We start from the raw sequence: 18096 nt of genomic DNA, 5'->3' as shown, positions 1-18096 counted from the left end.
TGTGGAGATGGTTGGGACAAGACTCGAGCACGCCCGCGCGAACGTGGCCGACCTCGCGGCGGCCGTCGAGTGGTACACGGCGGTGCTCGGCTTCGAGGTCGCGTCGTACTGGCCGCCCGAGGCCCCGAACTACGCCCACTTCGTCACCACCTCCGGCGCAACCTTCGCGCTCATGGAGGCAGAAGGTCGCGGCGCCCGCTTCAACTTGACCGTCGACGACCCGGACGCGTTGTGGGCCGAGCTCAAGGACACGGCCGTGGTGATCGAGCCGCTCTTCGACACGGCGTACGGCACCCGCAAGTTCACCATCGCCGACCCCGACGGCAACGAACTCGGCTTCGTCCGCAACGGCTGAGCTGCTTCGGGGCCTCGGCGGTCGCGCCGCCCTGACAAACTGTCGGAGGCCTCTGGCAGCCTTCTCCGCATGGTGATTCCAAGGGCAGCGGCAGTCGTCGTTGACGGTCATCGAGCGTTGCTGATCAAGCGCTACCTGCGGCACAAACCAGGTCGCGCGTGCGTCATGTGCGAGGCCGCCAGCTGGGACGGTCCCGAGTGCCCCGGGCACCAGTACGCCGTACTGCCCGGCGGTCACGTCGAGGACGGCGAGACCGCCGAGACAACGGCGCTCCGGGAGCTGACCGAGGAAACCACGCTGACCGCCCGCATCGACCGCTTGCTGTGGACCGGCAAGCACAACGGCCGCCCCGCGTCGTACTTCCTGATGACCGACGTCACCGGCACACCACTCCTGTCCGGCCCGGAAGCCGAGGCCCACCAGCCAGACGACAGCTTCGAACTCATCTGGGCCGAGCCCGCCGAGTTCGACCAGCTGGGCCTGTACCCCGCCGACGTCAGACCGCCACTGACCGAGCTGCTGTCGTCACCGGCCTAGGGTGGCGCCGTGGAGATGAACGAGTACCAGCAGGCCGCGCTGCGGACTGCTGCGCCCAAGGACAAGCTGAACGAGGTGTTTCACCTGCTGCTCGGGCTGGTGGGTGAGACCGGTGAGATCGCCGAGAAGGCGAAGAAGATCGTGCGGGACAAAGGCAGCGATTTCTCCCAGTGGGACGTCGAGGACCTGACGAAGGAACTCGGCGACACCCTCTGGTACGTCGCGGTGATCGCGGACTACTTCGACATCCCACTGGACGACGTCGCCCAACTCAACATCACCAAGCTCGCAGACCGCCAGCAGCGAGCAGTGCTAGGCGGCAGCGGCGACAATCGCTAGCTGACTTTGTGAGAACACGCAGGCCCCTAGTATTGGTCGCGTGACCCGGCAGTTTCCGCCTGCTACGGCTGACGAACGCGAGATGCTCACTGGCTGGTTGGATCGTCAGCGCGCGACGGTCAGGCTGAAGTGCACGGGCCTGTCCGAAGAGCAGGCCGAACTCGCCGTACTGCCGGCCTCTCCTCGGATGACCGTGAAAACCCTGGTGGGGCACCTCAGGCATGTCGAACTGGGGTGGTTCGAGACCAGCTTCCTTGGTGTCCAAGCTGTAGGCACCAAGGACCCTTTCAAGCTTTCGCAGCCGCCTGATGCGTCGCTCGATCGTCTGCTGGACGAGTACGACCAGCAGTGTGAGCGGTCCCGCGAGATCGTTGCCGCCCACCAGTTCGATGACCTGGAGGCTTGGGCTCCTGAGGGCATCGACCTTGTGTCGCTGCGCTGGATCATCGTCCACCTCATTGAAGAGACGGCCCGGCACCTCGGCCATCTCGACGCCATGCGCGAGTTGATCGACGGTACTACCGGCTACTGAGTTCCCTGTCGACGAAAGGTGCCCGTACGTCGACCACCCGCGTCGTCCTCCGGGCCCAGCAAAATCACGAGCGCCCGGACCGCGGCTGAGTCGATGATGGTGCGATGCCTGAAAAACACTCGCGCCCCGTCCCCGGCGGTCGCGCCTTCTTCTGGACCGAACGACTGTGGAAGCTGTCGGAAGGTCTGCCGGTCGAGTCGGTGCCGATCGACAGCATCCGGGAGTTCGACGAGAACTGCTGGTTCGGCGACGGCCCGGTCACCTGCCGCATGGTCGCCCGCCACGCCGGCCTGATCGAGAAGGCCGACCTCCGGTACCCGGTGATCCTCTCGGCGGACGGCCGCCTGATGGACGGCGGCCACCGAATCTCCAGGGCTTGGCTCGACGGCAAGACGACCATCGACGCCGTCCGGTTCCCCGTCGACCCGGAACCGGACTACTTCGAGTGGGACACGGCGCCTGAATCCAGCTGACCTGTCGTCCGTCGTACGGACACCTGCCAGAGTGATCGAATGCTGAACGAGGTGGCCGACGGCGTCTGGGTCCGTCAGAGCGAGTGGGTGTGGAGCAACGCCGTCGTCGTCCGCGGGGACGCTGGGCTGATCCTGGTCGATCCCGGCATCTCCGGCGCCGACCTGAACGAGCTCGCCGACGACATCGACCAGCTCGGCGTCCCGGTGGTCGCCGGGTTCTCCACACATCCGCACTGGGACCACCTGCTGTGGCATTCCCGGTACGGCGAGGTGCCGCGCTACGCCACGCCTGGATGCGCCCAGGTCGCGTCGGACGCCCGAGAGCGGGCGCAGGCGATGGCGGCGGAGAGCGCACCGGACATCCCGCTCGAGCTGGTCGCGCTCCTCACCCCACTGCCCGCCGACGGCGGACCCATCCCCGGCGAGCTCATCGAGCACGACGCCCACGCCCCCGGCCACGCCGCGATCCTCCTCGCCGACCGCCGCGTCCTGATCGCCGGCGACATGCTGTCCGACGTACTGATCCCACTCCTCGACCCACGCCGCCCCGGTCAGGTGAGCGCGTACGAAACCGCCCTCGACCGGCTAGCCGAGGCTGCTCGGTACGCCGACGTCGTGATCCCCGGCCACGGATCAGTTGCCCAAGGCCCCGAGATAGCAGCCCGCCTGGCCGCCGACCGCGCGTACGTCGAAGCCCTCAGCCGAGGCGAGGATCCGTCCGACGCCCGCCTCGCGCAGGACTGGCTCGCCGGCCCTCACCAGGCAAACCTGAAGCAGGCCGGACCGTCAGCCGGATGAACGTCCGCCTTGGGTTGTCCATGACCCGATGGCTCTGGCCGGCGAACCTGATCACCACCCTCATCACAGCCGCGGTGGCGATCGCGCAGCCGATCCTCATCGAGTCAGTACCTGTCGGTCCCGACGACGATCCCCACGGCGACGTCCTGATCTTCAGCAGCGCGCTCGCCCTCGGCGTACTGACAATCGCGGGCCTCGCCTTCGCTCTCCTGCTCCAACGCAAGAAGGCCGGAATGGGCACCAGCCTCGGCGCCGCAGCATGCTGCGCGGGCGTGGCGTACCTGGGGGAGGGGCTGCTGCCGGGCTCGTCGCACCTCACGCTCATCGGGATCGAACTGCTTCCCGCTGCGCTCGCGATCCTCAGGCTGTATGCCGCCCAGCCGGCTCCACCAAAACCGGCCCTCGCTGATCCGCCGTATCCGACGTGACCCGCCCGTCAGCGCAGGGTCCGTCTGACTTTCACGAGCCTTGAGCTGGCCTCGTCCATACTCGTGCACATCGATTCGACGTTCAGCAGGACGGACTCTGGAGGAGCAGACCATGCCGGGTTCGACGGGCGGGGCTCTTGTTCACATCAACCCGATCCTGAACGTCTCCGATCTGCAGTCCAGCATCGAGTTCTACACAGAGGTCCTCGACTTCGAGCTCCTCGGCACGTTCGGAGAGCCGGCTGACTTCGGCATCATCCGCTGGGACGAGCATGAGATCTACCTGTGCGTGAACGGCCAGGGCCAGCCCGGCACGTGGCTCGCGCTGTTCGTCAGTCAGCCCGCCGCGCTGTACGACCGACTCGTCGCCAATGGAGCCAAGGTCCTGATGCCCTACACGGGGGACGAAGGCGAGTTCCGCCTCGCCGACCCGGACGGACACGTCCTCCGGGTGTTCTCGGGTTCCGCGAAGGAGTAGGACCGCGTGGGAGAAAGCTCTCCCACGACCAACATGGACTTGCTCCCCGCCAGGTTTCGATCCTGGTCTTCGAGATTCAACGTTGCCGCCGACCCGTCCACCACGGTCCAGACAAGGCGTCCGACCGCCCCGCTCTGAGCTTGAACCGGGCTCACCTTGCGCCTGGTCGTCCATCCCGATCCACGCCGTTTGTTAGCAGATCCGTTAGCAAATTCGGTCAGGCGACAAGGCTTGCCGGACCTGTAATGCTCCACTCGTGGACGACGCGACGCGCACTACGGCGATGGCAGCGCTCGGGAAATTGTGGAGCGAGGGATGCCCACTGGCTGAACCAGGCAGTCACGCGACGGTGCTCGATGTCGGCTGGCGGCGGTGGCGAACGTTCGACCGCAGGACCAAGCGGAAGCACCCCGACCGTGACGACCGGATCGAAGACGCGGCGAAGGGCCTGTGCTCCGCGATGGAGTCCGACCCGACACTCGTTGGCCCACTCATGCAGCACTACCGCTGTCTTTCCGTCGCGCTCGCATCCGCGTTCGATCCCATCTGATCCGTCGTCGAGTTCAGGGTGTCCACCCCCGGCACTACACCTCCTGGCCACGCTGGCCGATACGGCGATCTGCGAGAGAGCGGGAATCCCGCGCGTCAGCGCGCATTCGCGCGATAAGCGCGTACTCCGCGCGGTAGCGCGGTACTCGCGCGATAAGCGCGCACATCAGCGGGCCAGCGCGTACTGAGGCGCGCCAGCGCCGCACTCGAAGCGGGCGCAAGCACGCGCACCCACACCCAGGGTGGGCGGGAGCGGTGCGTAGCACGCGACGAAGGAGCGGGCGTAGTCACCGCGTGGGAGAAAGATCTCCCACGACCAACATGGACTTGCTCCCCCGCCAGGTTTCGATCCTGGTCTTCGAGATTCAAAGTCTCGCGGGCTGCCGATTACCCCACGGGGGACCGCTGGTGCGTGCGGACAGTTTGCCATGGGTGGGGCGCACGACACGCGTAGGGGTTCCTTACCTACGGCTCCGTAGGTTACGGTTGCGTAGGTAAGCCGTCCTCCACCTGAGGGAACACGACATGACTCCACCCGCCGTGGCAGCACCGGAGGCGCCCACCGGCGCCGCGCAGGCCGACGAGCTCGACGTCGACACCGGAACTCTCGGGGGTGAGCAGAAGCAGGTCTGGGAACAGGTCGCGCTCGCGCTGTTCATCGGGATTCCGTTCCTGGCGGTGCTCGCCGCCGTACCGATCGCGTGGGGCGGCTTCCTGGGGTGGCGTGACATCGTCATCGCGGTGGTGTTCTACACGGTCGCGGGGCACGGCATCTCGATCGGGTTCCACCGGCTGTTCACGCACAAGTCGTTCAAGCCGAACCGGCCGATGAAGTACGCCCTGGCCATCGCCGGCTCGCTGGCGATCGAGGGGCCCGTGGTGCGCTGGGTGGCCGACCACCGCAAGCACCACAAGTTCTCCGACCGCGACGGTGACCCGCACAGCCCGTGGAAGTACGGCAACACTCTCGGCGCGCTGACCAAGGGATTCGTGCACGCGCACATCGGCTGGCTGTTCGACACCGAGCAGACCCCGCAGCGGCAGTACGCGCCGGATCTGCTGAAGGACAAGGACATCGTCAAGGTTTCGCGGATGTTCCCGTTCCTCGTACTCGTCTCGCTGCTGTTGCCGGCTCTCATCGGCGGGCTGTGGTCGTGGTCGATCGAGGGCGCGCTGACCGCGTTCTTCTGGGGCAGCCTGGTCCGGATCGCGCTGCTGCACCACGTGACCTGGTCGATCAACTCGATCTGCCACACGATCGGCGACCGGCCGTTCAAGAGCCGGGACAAGTCGGGCAACGTCTGGTGGCTGGCGATCCTGAGCCAGGGCGAGTCGTGGCACAACCTGCACCACTCCGACCCGACCTGCGCGCGGCACGGCGTACTGAAGGGTCAGCTCGACACCTCGGCGCGGTGCATCTGGTTCTTCGAGAAGCGCGGCTGGGTCAGCGACGTGCGCTGGCCGGTGCCGGAGCGGCTCGAGGCGCGCCGGGTGAGCGCGGAGGAGCAGGCGGCCGAGAAGGCTGCCGACAAGGCGGCGCGCAGTCGCCGCACCAAGGTCGCGGCCTGAGGGGGACTCCGGCGCGGTCACAATCCGGTGCGCGGCCGGAAATCTCCCGGCGCGCGGCACCGGCGTACGGCATGATGCAGACGTGATCTCGACGTGACGGAACCCAAGCCGCGACGATCCACCCGGGTCCGGATGACGAGTGCGGATCGTCGCGAACAACTCATCGTGATCGCCCGCGCGCTGTTCGCCCAGAAGGGTTACGAAGGCTCGTCGGTCGAGGAGATCGCGGCGCGGGCCGAGGTCTCGAAGCCGGTCGTGTACGAACACTTCGGCGGCAAGGAAGGCCTGTACGCCGTGGTGGTGGACCGCGAGGTCCGCAGCCTGCTCGACACCGTCACCGCGTCGCTGACCGCGGGCCGCGCGCACGAGTTGGTGGAGCAGGCGGCGCTGGCGCTGCTGGACTACATCGAGAGCTCGTCGGACGGCTTCCGGATCCTGGTCCGGGACTCGCCGGTCGGGTCGTCGAGCGGATCGTTCATCTCGATCCTGAGCGACGTCGGGACGCGGGTCGAGCACATCCTGGCCGAGGAGTTCAAGCGGCGCGGGCTCGATCCGAAGAACGCGCCGATGTACGCGCAGATGCTGGTCGGCATGGTCGCGCTGACCGGCCAGTGGTGGCTCGACGCGCGCCGCCCGAAGAAGCAGGACGTCGCCGCGCACCTGGTCAACCTCGCGTGGAACGGCCTGGCAGGGCTGGAAGCCAAGCCGACGCTTTCGACCCGGCCGCACAAGTAGGCCGACGCCCACCACTGTCCAAACCTCCGCTCCCGCAGCGTTCCGGCGCTTGGCTGAGCGTGGAGGTCGCAGCGGCGGCGAGGTTGGTCAGTGGTGGCCGTCGGTGCTACGCAGGTAGGACGCGCAGATCCGCCCGTGGCACGACGTTTTGGCGGTGGTGCCGCCGTACGCTGGCCGGCATGACGGGGTTTCTCACGGCTCGGCGGGTCTCGCCGCAGTCCAAGGCGTTCGACCTGCTGCTGGCAGGTGCGCTGACGCTGTTCTTGGGGTTTCTGTCGCTGGCGCAGGCCCAGTTCGCCGGCGTGGTCAGCCTGGCGTTGCTGGTGCCGATGATCTGGCGGCGCAGCTATCCCGAGCTGGTCTTCTTCGGTGTCTCGGCGATCGCCGTCCTGCAGTGGCTGGCCGGGATCGAACTGCAACCCGGCAACGTTGGGCTCCTGGTCGCGCTGTACACGATCTCCGTGTACGGCGAAGTGCGGTTCAGCAGGATCGCGCTCGGCATCGGTGGCCTCGGTGTCCTGATGGCGACGGCTCGCTACTGGGCCAACTCCGACTGGCGCCAGCAGATCACGATGATGGTTGCCCTCGGCGCGCTCGTGTTCGGGGTCTGGGCCTTCGGCGAGCGCCGTCGTACGCGAGGTCTGTACGTCGCCCAACTGGAAGAACGCGCCGTCCAGGCCGAGCGTGATCGCGATCGCGAGGCGACGCTGGCCGTCACGAACGAGCGGACCCGGATCGCCCGCGAGATCCACGACGTGGTCGCGCACGGGTTGTCGATCATGATCGTCCAGGCCGACGGAGGCCTGTACGCCGCGGACGCCTCGCCGGAGCAGGCGAAGAAGGCGCTGGCCACGATCGGCGACACCGGGCGGGCGTCGCTGACCGAGATGCGCAAGATGCTCGGGTTGCTCAAACAGGACGAGCAGAACGAACTCGATCCCAATCAGCCGCGGCCGCAGCCGGGGGTCTCGTCGTTGCCTGAGCTGGTCGAGAACGTCCGCGAGGCGGGGCTGACGGTGGACTACGAGGTGACGGGGACGCCACGGGACCTGCCGGCGCTGCTCGGCCTCACGGCGTACCGGATCGTGCAGGAAGGCCTGACCAACACGCTGAAACACGCCGGGCCGGGGGCGCGGACGTCCGTCACTCTGGACTTCGGGCGCGAGATGCTGACCGTGGTGGTCACCGACGACGGCCGCGGCGGCGGGGTCGCGCCGAGCAGCGACCCGGGGCACGGACTGGTCGGGATGCGGCAACGCGCCTCGATCTCCGGCGGTACGGTGAACGCCGGACCCAAGGCGGGCGGCGGGTACGAGGTGGTCGCGAAGCTCCCGTACGCCGGACCGCCTGACCAGTAAGCGATTCCTAGCTGGAGGAACAGCAGCGTGAGCGAGACCGACGACGGCGTGATCCGGGTCTTCCTGGTGGACGATCAGGAGCTGGTCCGGGCCGGGTTCACCATGCTGGTGGACTCGCAGCCGGACATGCGCGTGGTGGGACAGGCGGGGGACGGTGGTGAGGCGCTGGAGAAGTTGCGCGTCACCGCTGCTGACGTCGTACTGATGGATGTTCGGATGCCTCGGCTGGATGGCGTGGAGGCGACGCGGCAGGTGCAGTTGTTGCCTTCGGCCCCGAGGGTGATCGTGCTGACGACCTTTGATCTTGACGAGTACGCGTTTGCGGCGATCAAGGCGGGGGCGGCTGGGTTCTTGCTGAAGAACACGCCGCCGGCGGATCTGTTGTCGGCTGTTCGTCAGGTGCACTCGGGGGATGCGGTGGTGTCGCCGAGTACTACTCGGCGGTTGCTGGAGCATTTTGCGGGGGCGCTGCCTGATGAGGAGCGCGAGGTGCCGGACCTTGCTGAGTTGACCGCGCGTGAGCGTGAGGTGCTGGTGGAGGTCGCGCGGGGGTTGTCGAACACGGAGATCGCGCGGCTGTTCACGTTGTCGGAGGCGACGGTGAAGACGCACATCGGCCGGATCCTGGCGAAGACGGGCCTGCGGGACCGGGTGGCGCTTGTGGTGCTCGGGTATGAGACCGGGTTGGTCAAGGCGCACGGCTGACTTGTACGGCGGGGAGGAGTAGTAGCCCGAAGCCTTATCACCCTCGGTGAAAGTTGGTGGCTGGCCTTGGGGTGGGCGACCATGGGGGACGCGCGGGGTCGCTGGTTGGGAGAGGGTTGGGATGCCGGGGTTGTGGGCGGCGGTGCGGCGGTGGGTCGTGGCCGAGGGGCCTGCGGTGTGGCCGGTGGTGGTGGCGATGGTCGTGGTCGGGGGCGGGCTGTGGGTGGGCGTGCCTTCGGCGGGGCGGGGGATTTCGCTGACCGCTGAGGCGATGGGTGGGGCGACGCTGCAGCAGGTGCGGCCCAGTGCGAGCGGTGACGTCGACCCGCGCCTGGGGGCCGCGGTGGATGCGATCCTGGCTCGGCGGGGGATCGCGGTGAAGCAGAACGACGTGCAACTGTTCCTGCGGGACGTCGCGCCGGAGCTCCGGACCGAGCAGCGGCAGGTGTTCGAGAACATGCGCAAGCTCGGCATGGCGGTGACCTACCGCCGGGCCGAGGTCTGGACCAACTACGAGGCCGTACGCCGGTACGGCCTGGCGACCGGGACCTTCCGCGTGAGCATGCGCTACCAGATCTCGGGAAGCCGGCTGGCTCAGGCGGCGACCGACGTGGGATACACCTACACGGTCCGCGACGGCCGGCTGTTCCTGGTGGACGACAACGACCTGGACCGCGCGATCGGGTCCGGGCGGCAGCCGTGGGACTACGGGCCGATCGACGTGGTGAAGCGGCGCAACGTGCTGGTCGTGGTCGACCAGGGACGACTGGCGTACGCCGACCGGCAGGCCGACGAGACGGTCGCGATGGCCCGCAAGATCCGCGCCCTGTGGAAGGGCTACCTGCAGATCGTCCCGATGATCGTCGCGATGCGCGAGCCCGGCGTACTGACGGACCTGCCCCCGACTCTCAAGGGCAACGAGCCGGCCAGAGTGCAGCCGATCCCGAGTCCGGCCAAGGACGGTCGCCCGGTCGGCGGCTGGATCGTCGTACGGCCGGAAGCCCAGGCCCGTTTCGACTCGGCCCAGCTGAACCACGCGCTGATGCACCTGCTCCCGGTCAGGCTCGGCGAGGAGGCTCCGCGCTGGCTCGCCGAGGGACTGGCCCAGTACGCCGAGAGCCTGCAACTGATCGCGACCGGCCGGGCCAAGCAGGTCTCCGCCGCCCGCGACGACATCCGCCGGCGAGCCCTCGGCGACCTGGTTCGGCTCCCGGCCGACGACGAGTACGAGGCTACGGACAGTGACGACATCAGCTGGCTGGCGGTCGAGCAGCTGATCAAGCAGGTCGGCCTCCGGGCGGTCACCGACTTCTACCTCCAGGTCGCCCGCCGGGGGTACAACGAGCCGGCGCGGGCCCGGCTGATGCTCGAGTACACCGGCTTCAGCGAGCAGAAGCTTGTGGATGCGCTGCGAACCCTCGCACAGTGAGGAAGTACGCTTGCGCGGGCGCTCGGTTCAGGGCGCTCACGCACGAACTCGCCCAGAACTCGTAGGGAACCCGAGGAGAAGACCGCGTGACTTCCCACCGTCCTGCGGCGGTCATCGTGATGGCCGCCGGTCAGGGGACCCGGATGAAATCCGCGACCCCCAAGGTCCTGCACGAGATCGGCGGGCGCAGCCTCGTCGGGCACGCGGTCGTCACCGCGCGTGCTCTCGCGCCGGAGCACCTCGTCGTCGTGGTCGGCACCGGCCGTGAGCAGGTCGAGGCGCACCTGGCCGAGGTCGACGCCGACGTCCGGACCGCCGTCCAGGAGCAGCAGCTCGGGACCGGCGACGCCGTCCGGGCCGGGCTGACCGCCGTACCGGCCGACTTCGACGGGACCGTCGTGGTCACCTCCGGCGACGTCCCGCTGCTGGCCGCCGAGACGCTCCTGGAGCTGATCGGCGAGCACGACAAGCAGGGCAACGCTGTGACGGTGCTCACCGCGCGCGTCCCCGACCCGACCGGGTACGGCCGGATCCTGCCGGGTCCCAACGGCACGGTCGCGGGCATCGTCGAGCACAAGGACGCGACCCCCGAGCAACGCCAGATCGACGAGATCAACGCCGGGATCTACGCCTTCGACGCGGCCACGCTGCGCGACGGGCTGAGCCAGCTGACCACGGACAACGCGCAGGGTGAGCTGTACCTGACCGACGTCCTGGCGATCGCGCGTGGCGACGGCAAGCGGGTCGGTGCGTGGGTGATCGAGGACGCGATGCAGACCGAGGGCGTGAACGACCGTGTCCAGCTGGCCACGCTGCGCGCCGAGCTGAACCGGCGCACCCTCGACACCCTGATGCGCTCCGGCGTCACGATCGTCGACCCCAGTACGACGTGGGTCGACCAGACCGTCGAGCTGGACCAGGACGTCACCCTCCTGCCGAACACGCAGCTCCACGGCGCGACCACAGTCGCGACCGGCGCCGTGATCGGCCCGGACACCACGCTGACCGACGTACAGGTCGGTGAAGGCGCCTCGATCATCCGGACGCACGGGTCCAGCGCGCTGATCGGCGCGGGCGCCTCGGTCGGCCCGTTCGCGTACCTGCGGCCAGGGACGTCGCTCGGCGTGAAGGGCAAGATCGGCACCTTCGTCGAGACCAAGAACGCGGCGATCGCCGACGGCGCGAAGGTCCCGCACCTGTCGTACGCCGGCGACGCGACGATCGGCGAGGGCGCGAACATCGGCGCCGGCACGATCTTCGCCAACTACGACGGCGTGAAGAAGCACCACACCACCGTCGGGCGCTACGCCTTCGTCGGCAGCAACTCGGTGCTGGTGGCGCCGGTCAGCATCGCCGACGGCGCGTACATCGCGGCCGGGTCGGCGATCGACCAGCCGGTGGGCGCCGGCGAGATCGCGGTCGCGCGCGGGCGGCAGCGCAACATCAAGGGCTGGGTCGCGCGCAAGCGGGCCGGGACGAAGACGGCGAAGGCAGCGGAAGACGCGCTGGCCGACGCGGCAACGGACGCACCGGACGAACCGGTCGCCGAGGCGAAGCCGAAGCCGGGCACCACCGGCGACAAGGCGTAACGGGAGGCAAGTGGCGATGAGCGGGATGAAGCGAACCACCGAGAAGAACCTGATGGTCTTCTCCGGCCGGGCCCATCCCGGTCTGGCCGAGGAGGTGTCCGAGCAGCTCGGCTCCGGCCTGGTGCCCACCTCGGCGTACGACTTCGCCAACGGCGAGATCTACGTCCGGTTCGAGGAGTCGGTCCGGGGCAGCGACGCGTTCGTGATCCAGAGCCACACCTCGCCGATCAACGAGTGGATCATGGAGCAGCTGATCATGGTCGACGCGCTGAAGCGGGCGTCGGCCAAGCGGATCACCGTGGTCCTGCCGTTCTACGGCTACGCCCGGCAGGACAAGAAGCACCGCGGCCGGGAGCCGATCTCGGCCCGGCTGATGGCCGACCTGTTCAAGACCGCCGGCGCGAACCGGCTGATCTGCGTCGATCTGCACACCTCGCAGATCCAGGGCTTCTTCGACGGACCGGTCGACCACCTGATGGCGCTGCCGATCCTGTCCGACTACGTGCGGGAGAAGTACGGCGACCAGCAGCTCGCCGTGGTCTCGCCGGACGCCGGCCGGATCAAGGTCGCCGAGCAGTGGTCGGCCCGGCTGAACAACGCGCCGCTGGCCTTCATCCACAAGACCCGCGACATCGACCGGCCGAACGAGACCGTCGCCAACCGCGTCGTCGGTGAGGTGGCCGGCCGGGTCTGCATCCTGGTCGACGACATGATCGACACCGCCGGCACGATCACCAAGGCCGCCGACGCTCTGTACGCCGACGGCGCCGCCGGGGTGGTGATCGCGGCCACCCACGCGATCCTGTCCGGCCCGGCGGTCGACCGGCTGAAGAACTGCCAGGCCAGCGAGGTGATCGTCACCAACACGCTGCCGATCTCGGAGGACCGCAAGTTCGACAAGCTCACCGAGCTGTCGATCGCTCCGCTGATCAGCCGCGCGATCCGCGAGGTCTTCGAGGACGGATCGGTGACCAGCCTCTTCGAGGGCAGGGCCTGACCGAGTTGCTGTGGTCCCAGTGCGCCGGCCAGAACAGGACGGGCCACGGGGACCACATCATCGGACGGCTCGCCAGGCGTAGTACGCGATGCCGATGGCCGCGGCGGTCATCGGTAGCGCGGTGACCAGGCCGATCGCGCCGTTCCCGGGGACCATGAACGTGAACGCGATCGTCGCGGCACCCAGCGGGATCCAGCGCGGTACGGCGTGCGAGCGCCACAGCCCGACCGTCTGGACGAGCGTGCCGATCGCGACCAGCAGTGCGCCGGTGATCATCGGCGCGAACAGGTGCAGCGGGTCCTCGGCCATCTGGTCGATGACCGAAGCACCGGCCGCTGGATCGACTCCGGGCGCCGTCGCGAAGTAGTACGACGCGGCCCAACCGGCGCCGCCCACGGCGTACAGGGCTGTGCCGATCCACATCAGTACGCCGCCGGTCGTGGCCCAGGCGGTTCCGCGTCGCCGTACGAGCAGACTGGTCGCGAATGCCTGCGCCGGCACGTTGAGGACCAGCGCCGCGCTGAGGAACACCAGCAGTCCCCACCAGCGGTCCCGCAGCGGCTGGATGTCGGCGTACGTGTAGGTCTCGCCGCCGCCGGCGGGCTCGGGCCACAGCAGGCCGCCCGGTACGGCGGCCAACGCCGTCACGGTTAGGACGAGCGAGACGATGCCGACGCGACGACGGGTGACCGGGTCGCTGCCGAGCTCTGTCCTGATGGTCGAGGTGGACATCGTTGGCCTCCCAAAGCCACGGGGAAATCTGACCTCTCCAGGGAAGCCGCCAGGCCTGGGGCGACGGATCCGCGCTGGTACGGGAAGAGATCTCCGTGCTGACTCGGAGCCGCTTTCCGCTGCCGCGACTTACAGTGACGTCATGCGGTGGCCGTGGGGGCTCGCAGTCGGCACCTCCCTGCTCGTGGCGACGATGCTGGTGGGCGGTGGCTGGCTGCTGCTCGCCTCCTCGCCTGAGACTCAGGTGCCGCTCGGACTGCTTGCGGCCGGTCTCGCCGTACTCGGTCTGCTGGTCGCTCGGCGGGAGCCTGTGGTTGGGGTTCTGCTGTGTGTGATTGGCGCGCTGGTTGCGTTTCTGGCCGTGCGGTCGGCGTACTACGAGATGGTGGTGGCTGAGCCGGGGCGACTCCCGCTGGACAGCCGGGTGGTTGCTTGGCTGGACGAGAGTGGGTGGTGGCTGTTCGTCGCGGTGGCGTTGCTGTTGCTCTACTTCCCGGACGGGCGGCTGATCAGTCCGCGGTGGCGGGTCGTGCCGGTCGGGTTGGTGGTGCTCGGTGTTGGGCAGCAGGTGTTCGGGGCGTTCGCGACCGCGCCGTTCTTGGCGCCTTTGGAGGGGTGGGCGCGGCCGTATGCACCGTTGCCTTTAGGGCTTCGGGTGCTCAGTGAGGTTGTGTTCGGCGTCTTCCTGGGGTTGGTGCTGGTTGCGGCGGCTTCTGTGGTGGTGAGGTTCCGACGGTCGAGCGGGCGGCCGCGGGCGCAGGTGAAGTGGTTGGCGATCGCCGGGGTGGTCGCGGTCTGCTACCCGTTCGTGTGTCTGGCGGAGATCGCGGTGGCGGGGGAGTCGGGGACGGTTGCGACCGTGACCGGCGTACTGGCGTTGGTGAGTTTGCCGGCGGCTGTTGCGGTAGCTGTGCTGCGGCATGACCTGTACGACGTGGATCGCGCGGTCGCCGATGCGGTCACGTACGCGATCGTGCTGGTGGCGTTGCTGGCGACGTACGCGATGTCGGCGCTCGCGTTGGGGCTGGTGGTTGGGCGGGGATCGGCGGTCGCCGCGGCGTCGGCGACGGCTGTGTGTGCGTTGGTGCTGGCGCCGTTGCGGTCGTGGTTGCGGCGGGTTGTTGATCGACGGTTGTATCCGCCGCGGCGGGCTGCGTTGGTGGCGATCGACGAGTTGCAGCATCGGATTCACGCTGGTGAGGGGAGTCCGGAGGAGCTGGAATCCGTGCTGCGGCAGGCGTTGCGGGATCCCTCGCTGCGGGTGGGGTATCTGGTGCCGGGGGCTGCTGGGTTCGTCGATGCGGCGGGGGAGCCGGTGGGTGGTGAGGTTGTGCCGGTGATGCTGGGTGGGTTGCAGATCGGGATTCTTGCGGGGGCGAGTTCCGCCGTACTGCGGGTGGTTGCTAGTGCGGCGGCGAGTTTGGTGGAGGTCACGCGGCTGCGGGCCGAGTTGGCGGGGGCATTGCGGGAGGTCGAGGCCAGCCGGGCTCGGCTCGTGCAGGCCGGGGATGCTGAGCGGCGGCGGCTTGAGCGGGATCTGCATGACGGGGCGCAGCAACGGTTGGTCGCGCTGGGGATGAGTCTGCGGTTGGCGCAGCGGCATTTGGCTGACGGGACGGTCGATGTGGATGGGGTGCTCGACCAGGGGGTTGCTGAGCTGGCTACGGCGGTGGCTGAGTTGCGGCAGATCGCGCATGGGTTGAGGCCGACGAGCTTGGACGACGGGCTGCCGGCCGCGCTGGCGGCGATCACGCGGAACCTGCCGATCCCGGTGCGGTTGCAGGTCGTCGGGGATGAGTTGCCCGAGCAGTTGATCACCACGGCGTACTTCGTGGCGGCCGAGGCGGTGGTCAACGCGGCGAAGTACGCCCAGGCGACGCGGATCGGCGTACAGGTCACTCGGTCGCCGGAGGATGTGCGCATCCGCGTCGAGGACGACGGATGTGGGGGAGCGCGAGCGAGACCGGGCTCGGGGTTGAGTGGTCTGACCGACCGAGTGGTGGCGCTGGGCGGTTCCTTGACGATGCACAGCCCCGTCGGCGCCGGAACGGCGATAGAGGTGGTGCTGCCGTGCGGATCGTGAGGGGTGCTGCCCGCACGGCGAGCAAGCGCGAGGTTGCCGTGCGGGTGGTGAGAGCTCCTGAGCGCGCGTCGGGCGAGCGCGGGGTTGTCGTGCGGGTGGTGAGGGGTGCTGCGCGTGTGTTGGGGGAGCGCGGGGGTGTCGTGCGGGTGGTGAGGGGTGCTGCGCGTGTGTTGGGGGAGCGCGGGGTTGTCGTGCGGGTGGTGGGGGGTGGTGCGCCTACGGCGGGCGAGCGCGGAGCCGCCGCGGTGCGCTTGCCTGTGGGCCGGCGGCGAAGCCAGCCGGGGTGGGCGGCCTCCTCTCCTCCTCTTCTTTCCCCACCGATGCTCGCGGCGCAGCCGCGGGCGAGGAGGTCGTCGTGCGGATCGTGATTGGGGAGGATTCTGCTTTGTTTCGGGCGGGGTTGGCTCGGTTGTTGGTTGATGGGGGGCACGAGATTGTTGGGTTGGCGGGGGATGCGGACTTGTTGGTGACGACGGTGGCCGAGACGTCTCCGGAGTTGGTGATCATCGATGTGCGGATGCCGCCGGATTTGACCGACGACGGTGCGCGGGCCGCGAAGCGGTTGCGGGGGTTGTACCCGGAGCTGGCGATCGTGTTGTTGTCGCAGCATGTGGAGACGCGGCACTCGACCGAGCTGGTGACGGGTGGGCGGTTCGGGTATTTGCTGAAGGATCGGGTGCTGGCGGTCGACGAGTTTCTCGACGCGCTCGAGCGGGTTGCCGCCGGTGGGTCGGCGTTGGATCCGGAGGTGGTGGAGAGTCTGATCGGGCGGTCGCGGGCCGAGGATCGGCTGGCGGCGTTGACGGCGCGGGAGCGGGAGGTGCTCGCGCTGATGGCCGAGGGGTGCACGAACGTGGGGATCAGTCGACGGTTGTGGCTGACCGAGCGGACCGTGGAGACCCACATCGGCAGCATCCTCGGCAAGCTCGGGCTGCTGGTGAACGACGAGCAGCACCGCCGCGTGCTCGCCGTACTCGCCTATCTTGGAGAGCACTGACCGCTCGAGAAAGGACACCGCTGACATGCGGGTCGCTGTTTTCCATCCGGGAGCCATGGGGTCGCAGCTCGCCGCGCAGTTGGTCGCGGCAGGGCACGAGGTGCACTGGGTGCCGGAAGGACGCAGTACGGCGTCGGTCGCGCGCGCCGAGGCAGCGGGACTGATCGGTTCGTCGTACGACGAAGCGGTGGGCGGCGCCGAGGTGGTGCTGTGTTCGTGCGCGCCGCAGGGCGCGGTCGCGATCGCCGAGGAGGTGGGTCGGTCGGGGTTCGCGGGGATCTACGTCGAGGCGAACCCGCTGTCGCCCAAGTCCCTGCAGCGAGTCCGGGAAGCGTTGCCCAAGGCAACGTTTGTGGACGCAGGTGTGGTCGGTCCGCCGCCGACCGGCGGTCCGAGCCCCACGCACCTGATGCTCTCCGGCGAGGCCGCCGAGCAGGCGGCGGAGCTGTGGGCGGGGACTCTGGTGACGCCGATGGTGGTCGGCGCCGAGCCGGGCGCAGCGAGTGCGGCGAAGTCGTCGTACGCGCTGTACAACAAGGGGAAAGCGGCGTTGGCCGTGCTGGCGTTTCAGCTGGCGGCCCAGCACGGCGTGACCGAGGCGTTGACAGCGCAGCACACGCGGGCTGACGGCGGGTCGTTGAAGGATCCGGAGCTACCGGAGCAGTTGCGGGCGGTGGCTTGGCGATGGGGTCCAGAGTTCGACGAGCTCGCTGAGACACTGGATGCGGCCGGGCTCGAAGGCGACGCGGCGCGGGCGTTGCGCGAGGTGTGGACTCAGCTGAGCCGGTAGTCGGCCAGGACGAACGGCGGGATCTGCTGGGCGACAGCGGTGAGGTCGTCGAGTGCGGCGCTCACGCTGTCGACGGTCCACCAGTGGAGGCCCCAGGTGACGAGGTACGGGCCGTCGATCCACCACTGCAGGTGGGGGTGCTGGAGCATCCACTCCATGAGCTGCGGGTGGACGACGGCGGAGGCGTAGCGCTGGTTGGGCGACTCGACGGCGAAGGTGTCGTTGAAGTGGCCGGACTCGAGTTGCTGGTCGGGGACGCGGAGCGTGCGGGCGATCGGGTTGTCGGTGGTGACGGCGATCGACGGGAGGACCACGGGGAGCAGTACGGCGACGAGGTGGAGCTTGGTCGCCGTACTGGTTCTGCTGGTCGCGTGGGAGTGGTCGAAGGCGCGGAAGTCGTAACCGGCGTACTGGCCGGCGATCAGGCGGGTGTTGGTGCCGGGGGTGAGGACGCGGTTCGCGACGCCCTCGAGCGCGGGGTCCATCGGTGCTGAGGTCCAGCCGATCTCAAGGGCTGCCTGGGTCCGCGCTGTGAAGAAGCGTTCGCGCTTGGCCTTCGCCCAGACGGCGAGCGCGGCCAGGGCGGCGGCAAGAACCAGCAGGGTGATCAGCACGCGGACGAA

At 68.7% G+C, this 18096-nt stretch carries 21 protein-coding genes and 1 tRNA gene; 19 read left to right on the top strand and 3 right to left on the bottom strand.

Features of this window, described 5'->3' with window-relative positions:
• Nucleotides 1-7 precede the first annotated feature (7 nt).
• The 9 genes from ACYVIO_RS29635 to ACYVIO_RS29595 all read left to right on the top strand — a co-directional run bounded on the left by ACYVIO_RS29635 (nt 8) and on the right by ACYVIO_RS29595 (nt 4490).
• Complete coding sequence (locus ACYVIO_RS29635) at nt 8-355, top strand: VOC family protein (RefSeq protein WP_460654202.1); 348 nt, start codon at nt 8-10, stop codon at nt 353-355.
• 69 nt (nt 356-424) lie between these two features.
• A complete protein-coding gene (locus ACYVIO_RS29630; RefSeq protein ID WP_460654201.1) occupies nt 425-892 on the top strand; it encodes an NUDIX domain-containing protein in 468 nt (155 codons plus the stop codon).
• Nucleotides 893-907: 15 nt separating this feature from the next.
• Nucleotides 908-1231, top strand: coding sequence for a nucleoside triphosphate pyrophosphohydrolase family protein (locus ACYVIO_RS29625; protein WP_460654632.1), 324 nt, complete (start codon nt 908-910; stop codon nt 1229-1231).
• An 82-nt stretch (nt 1232-1313) separates the two neighbouring features.
• Nucleotides 1314-1763, top strand: coding sequence for a DinB family protein (locus ACYVIO_RS29620; RefSeq protein WP_460654200.1), 450 nt, complete (start codon nt 1314-1316; stop codon nt 1761-1763).
• A 104-nt stretch (nt 1764-1867) separates the two neighbouring features.
• Entirely contained in the window at nt 1868-2236 is a 369-nt protein-coding gene (locus ACYVIO_RS29615) for a hypothetical protein (protein WP_460654199.1), read from the top strand.
• Between the two features lie 39 nt (nt 2237-2275).
• Nucleotides 2276-3034: an MBL fold metallo-hydrolase gene (locus tag ACYVIO_RS29610; protein ID WP_460654198.1), complete on the top strand. Its 759-nt coding sequence runs from the start codon at nt 2276-2278 to the stop codon at nt 3032-3034.
• Nucleotides 3031-3462: a hypothetical protein gene (locus tag ACYVIO_RS29605; protein ID WP_460654197.1), complete on the top strand. Its 432-nt coding sequence runs from the start codon at nt 3031-3033 to the stop codon at nt 3460-3462. The genes ACYVIO_RS29610 and ACYVIO_RS29605 overlap by 4 nt, the downstream gene beginning before the upstream one ends.
• A 112-nt stretch (nt 3463-3574) precedes the next feature.
• Nucleotides 3575-3940 carry a VOC family protein gene (locus tag ACYVIO_RS29600; RefSeq protein ID WP_460654196.1) on the top strand — a complete coding sequence of 122 codons (366 nt, stop codon included), beginning with the start codon at nt 3575-3577 and terminating at the stop codon, nt 3938-3940.
• Nucleotides 3941-4196: 256 nt separating this feature from the next.
• On the top strand, nt 4197-4490 hold the full coding sequence (locus tag ACYVIO_RS29595) for a hypothetical protein (RefSeq protein WP_460654195.1): 294 nt from the start codon (nt 4197-4199) through the stop codon (nt 4488-4490).
• A gap of 329 nt (nt 4491-4819) precedes the next feature.
• Here the strand turns inward: ACYVIO_RS29595 and ACYVIO_RS29590 are convergent.
• Nucleotides 4820-4891, bottom strand: a tRNA-Gln gene (locus ACYVIO_RS29590).
• Between the two features lie 123 nt (nt 4892-5014).
• Here ACYVIO_RS29590 and ACYVIO_RS29585 point away from each other — a divergent pair.
• The 7 genes from ACYVIO_RS29585 (at nt 5015) to ACYVIO_RS29555 (ending at nt 12871) form a co-directional block, all read left to right on the top strand.
• Entirely contained in the window at nt 5015-6058 is a 1044-nt protein-coding gene (locus ACYVIO_RS29585) for an acyl-CoA desaturase (protein ID WP_460654194.1), read from the top strand.
• 93 nt (nt 6059-6151) lie between these two features.
• Nucleotides 6152-6793: a TetR/AcrR family transcriptional regulator gene (locus ACYVIO_RS29580; RefSeq protein ID WP_460654193.1), complete on the top strand. Its 642-nt coding sequence runs from the start codon at nt 6152-6154 to the stop codon at nt 6791-6793.
• 179 nt (nt 6794-6972) lie between these two features.
• Complete coding sequence (locus ACYVIO_RS29575; RefSeq protein ID WP_460654192.1) at nt 6973-8151, top strand: sensor histidine kinase; 1179 nt, start codon at nt 6973-6975, stop codon at nt 8149-8151.
• A 27-nt stretch (nt 8152-8178) separates the two neighbouring features.
• A complete protein-coding gene (locus ACYVIO_RS29570; RefSeq protein WP_460654191.1) occupies nt 8179-8856 on the top strand; it encodes a response regulator in 678 nt (225 codons plus the stop codon).
• Nucleotides 8857-8977: 121 nt separating this feature from the next.
• Entirely contained in the window at nt 8978-10285 is a 1308-nt protein-coding gene (locus ACYVIO_RS29565) for a hypothetical protein (RefSeq protein WP_460654190.1), read from the top strand.
• An 86-nt stretch (nt 10286-10371) separates the two neighbouring features.
• Nucleotides 10372-11874, top strand: a complete 1503-nt coding sequence (gene glmU, locus ACYVIO_RS29560; RefSeq protein WP_460654189.1) for a bifunctional UDP-N-acetylglucosamine diphosphorylase/glucosamine-1-phosphate N-acetyltransferase GlmU — start codon at nt 10372-10374, stop codon at nt 11872-11874.
• 16 nt (nt 11875-11890) lie between these two features.
• The gene (locus tag ACYVIO_RS29555) at nt 11891-12871 is read left to right on the top strand and encodes a ribose-phosphate diphosphokinase (protein WP_460654188.1); all 981 of its coding nucleotides are present in this window, start codon (nt 11891-11893) and stop codon (nt 12869-12871) included.
• A 57-nt stretch (nt 12872-12928) separates the two neighbouring features.
• Here the strand turns inward: ACYVIO_RS29555 and ACYVIO_RS29550 are convergent, their stop codons facing one another.
• Nucleotides 12929-13603: a hypothetical protein gene (locus ACYVIO_RS29550; RefSeq protein ID WP_460654187.1), complete on the bottom strand. Its 675-nt coding sequence runs from the start codon at nt 13601-13603 to the stop codon at nt 12929-12931.
• 142 nt (nt 13604-13745) lie between these two features.
• Between ACYVIO_RS29550 and ACYVIO_RS29545 the strand changes: the two genes are divergently transcribed.
• The 3 genes from ACYVIO_RS29545 to ACYVIO_RS29535 all read left to right on the top strand — a co-directional run bounded on the left by ACYVIO_RS29545 (nt 13746) and on the right by ACYVIO_RS29535 (nt 17473).
• Nucleotides 13746-15686, top strand: coding sequence for a histidine kinase (locus ACYVIO_RS29545; protein WP_460654186.1), 1941 nt, complete (start codon nt 13746-13748; stop codon nt 15684-15686).
• Nucleotides 15687-16041: 355 nt separating this feature from the next.
• Nucleotides 16042-16683, top strand: coding sequence for a response regulator transcription factor (locus ACYVIO_RS29540; protein WP_460654185.1), 642 nt, complete (start codon nt 16042-16044; stop codon nt 16681-16683).
• A gap of 25 nt (nt 16684-16708) precedes the next feature.
• Entirely contained in the window at nt 16709-17473 is a 765-nt protein-coding gene (locus ACYVIO_RS29535; RefSeq protein WP_460654184.1) for a DUF1932 domain-containing protein, read from the top strand.
• Here the strand turns inward: ACYVIO_RS29535 and ACYVIO_RS29530 are convergent.
• Complete coding sequence (locus ACYVIO_RS29530; RefSeq protein WP_460654183.1) at nt 17458-18087, bottom strand: hypothetical protein; 630 nt, start codon at nt 18085-18087, stop codon at nt 17458-17460. The two genes, ACYVIO_RS29535 and ACYVIO_RS29530, sit on opposite strands and share 16 nt — an antisense overlap.
• Nucleotides 18088-18096: the final 9 nt, after the last annotated feature.

Source organism: Kribbella endophytica, from assembly GCF_054781295.1.
Note: the sequence above shows the minus strand (reverse complement) of the source record. Positions and strands in the feature narration are given on the sequence as shown.

Excerpts from the sequence above, each read along its gene's own strand:
- ACYVIO_RS29635 (WP_460654202.1), top strand. The coding sequence starts at position 8 with ATGGTTGGGACAAGACTCGAGCACGCCCGCGCGAACGTGGCCGACCTC.
- ACYVIO_RS29630 (WP_460654201.1), top strand. The coding sequence starts at position 425 with ATGGTGATTCCAAGGGCAGCGGCAGTCGTCGTTGACGGTCATCGAGCG.
- ACYVIO_RS29625 (WP_460654632.1), top strand. The coding sequence starts at position 908 with ATGAACGAGTACCAGCAGGCCGCGCTGCGGACTGCTGCGCCCAAGGAC.
- ACYVIO_RS29620 (WP_460654200.1), top strand. The coding sequence starts at position 1,314 with ATGCTCACTGGCTGGTTGGATCGTCAGCGCGCGACGGTCAGGCTGAAG.
- ACYVIO_RS29615 (WP_460654199.1), top strand. The coding sequence starts at position 1,868 with ATGCCTGAAAAACACTCGCGCCCCGTCCCCGGCGGTCGCGCCTTCTTC.
- ACYVIO_RS29610 (WP_460654198.1), top strand. The coding sequence starts at position 2,276 with ATGCTGAACGAGGTGGCCGACGGCGTCTGGGTCCGTCAGAGCGAGTGG.
- ACYVIO_RS29605 (WP_460654197.1), top strand. The coding sequence starts at position 3,031 with ATGAACGTCCGCCTTGGGTTGTCCATGACCCGATGGCTCTGGCCGGCG.
- ACYVIO_RS29600 (WP_460654196.1), top strand. The coding sequence starts at position 3,575 with ATGCCGGGTTCGACGGGCGGGGCTCTTGTTCACATCAACCCGATCCTG.
- ACYVIO_RS29585 (WP_460654194.1), top strand. The coding sequence starts at position 5,015 with ATGACTCCACCCGCCGTGGCAGCACCGGAGGCGCCCACCGGCGCCGCG.
- ACYVIO_RS29575 (WP_460654192.1), top strand. The coding sequence starts at position 6,973 with ATGACGGGGTTTCTCACGGCTCGGCGGGTCTCGCCGCAGTCCAAGGCG.
- ACYVIO_RS29565 (WP_460654190.1), top strand. The coding sequence starts at position 8,978 with ATGCCGGGGTTGTGGGCGGCGGTGCGGCGGTGGGTCGTGGCCGAGGGG.
- ACYVIO_RS29555 (WP_460654188.1), top strand. The coding sequence starts at position 11,891 with ATGAGCGGGATGAAGCGAACCACCGAGAAGAACCTGATGGTCTTCTCC.
- ACYVIO_RS29550 (WP_460654187.1), bottom strand. The coding sequence starts at position 13,603 with ATGTCCACCTCGACCATCAGGACAGAGCTCGGCAGCGACCCGGTCACC.
- ACYVIO_RS29545 (WP_460654186.1), top strand. The coding sequence starts at position 13,746 with ATGCGGTGGCCGTGGGGGCTCGCAGTCGGCACCTCCCTGCTCGTGGCG.
- ACYVIO_RS29535 (WP_460654184.1), top strand. The coding sequence starts at position 16,709 with ATGCGGGTCGCTGTTTTCCATCCGGGAGCCATGGGGTCGCAGCTCGCC.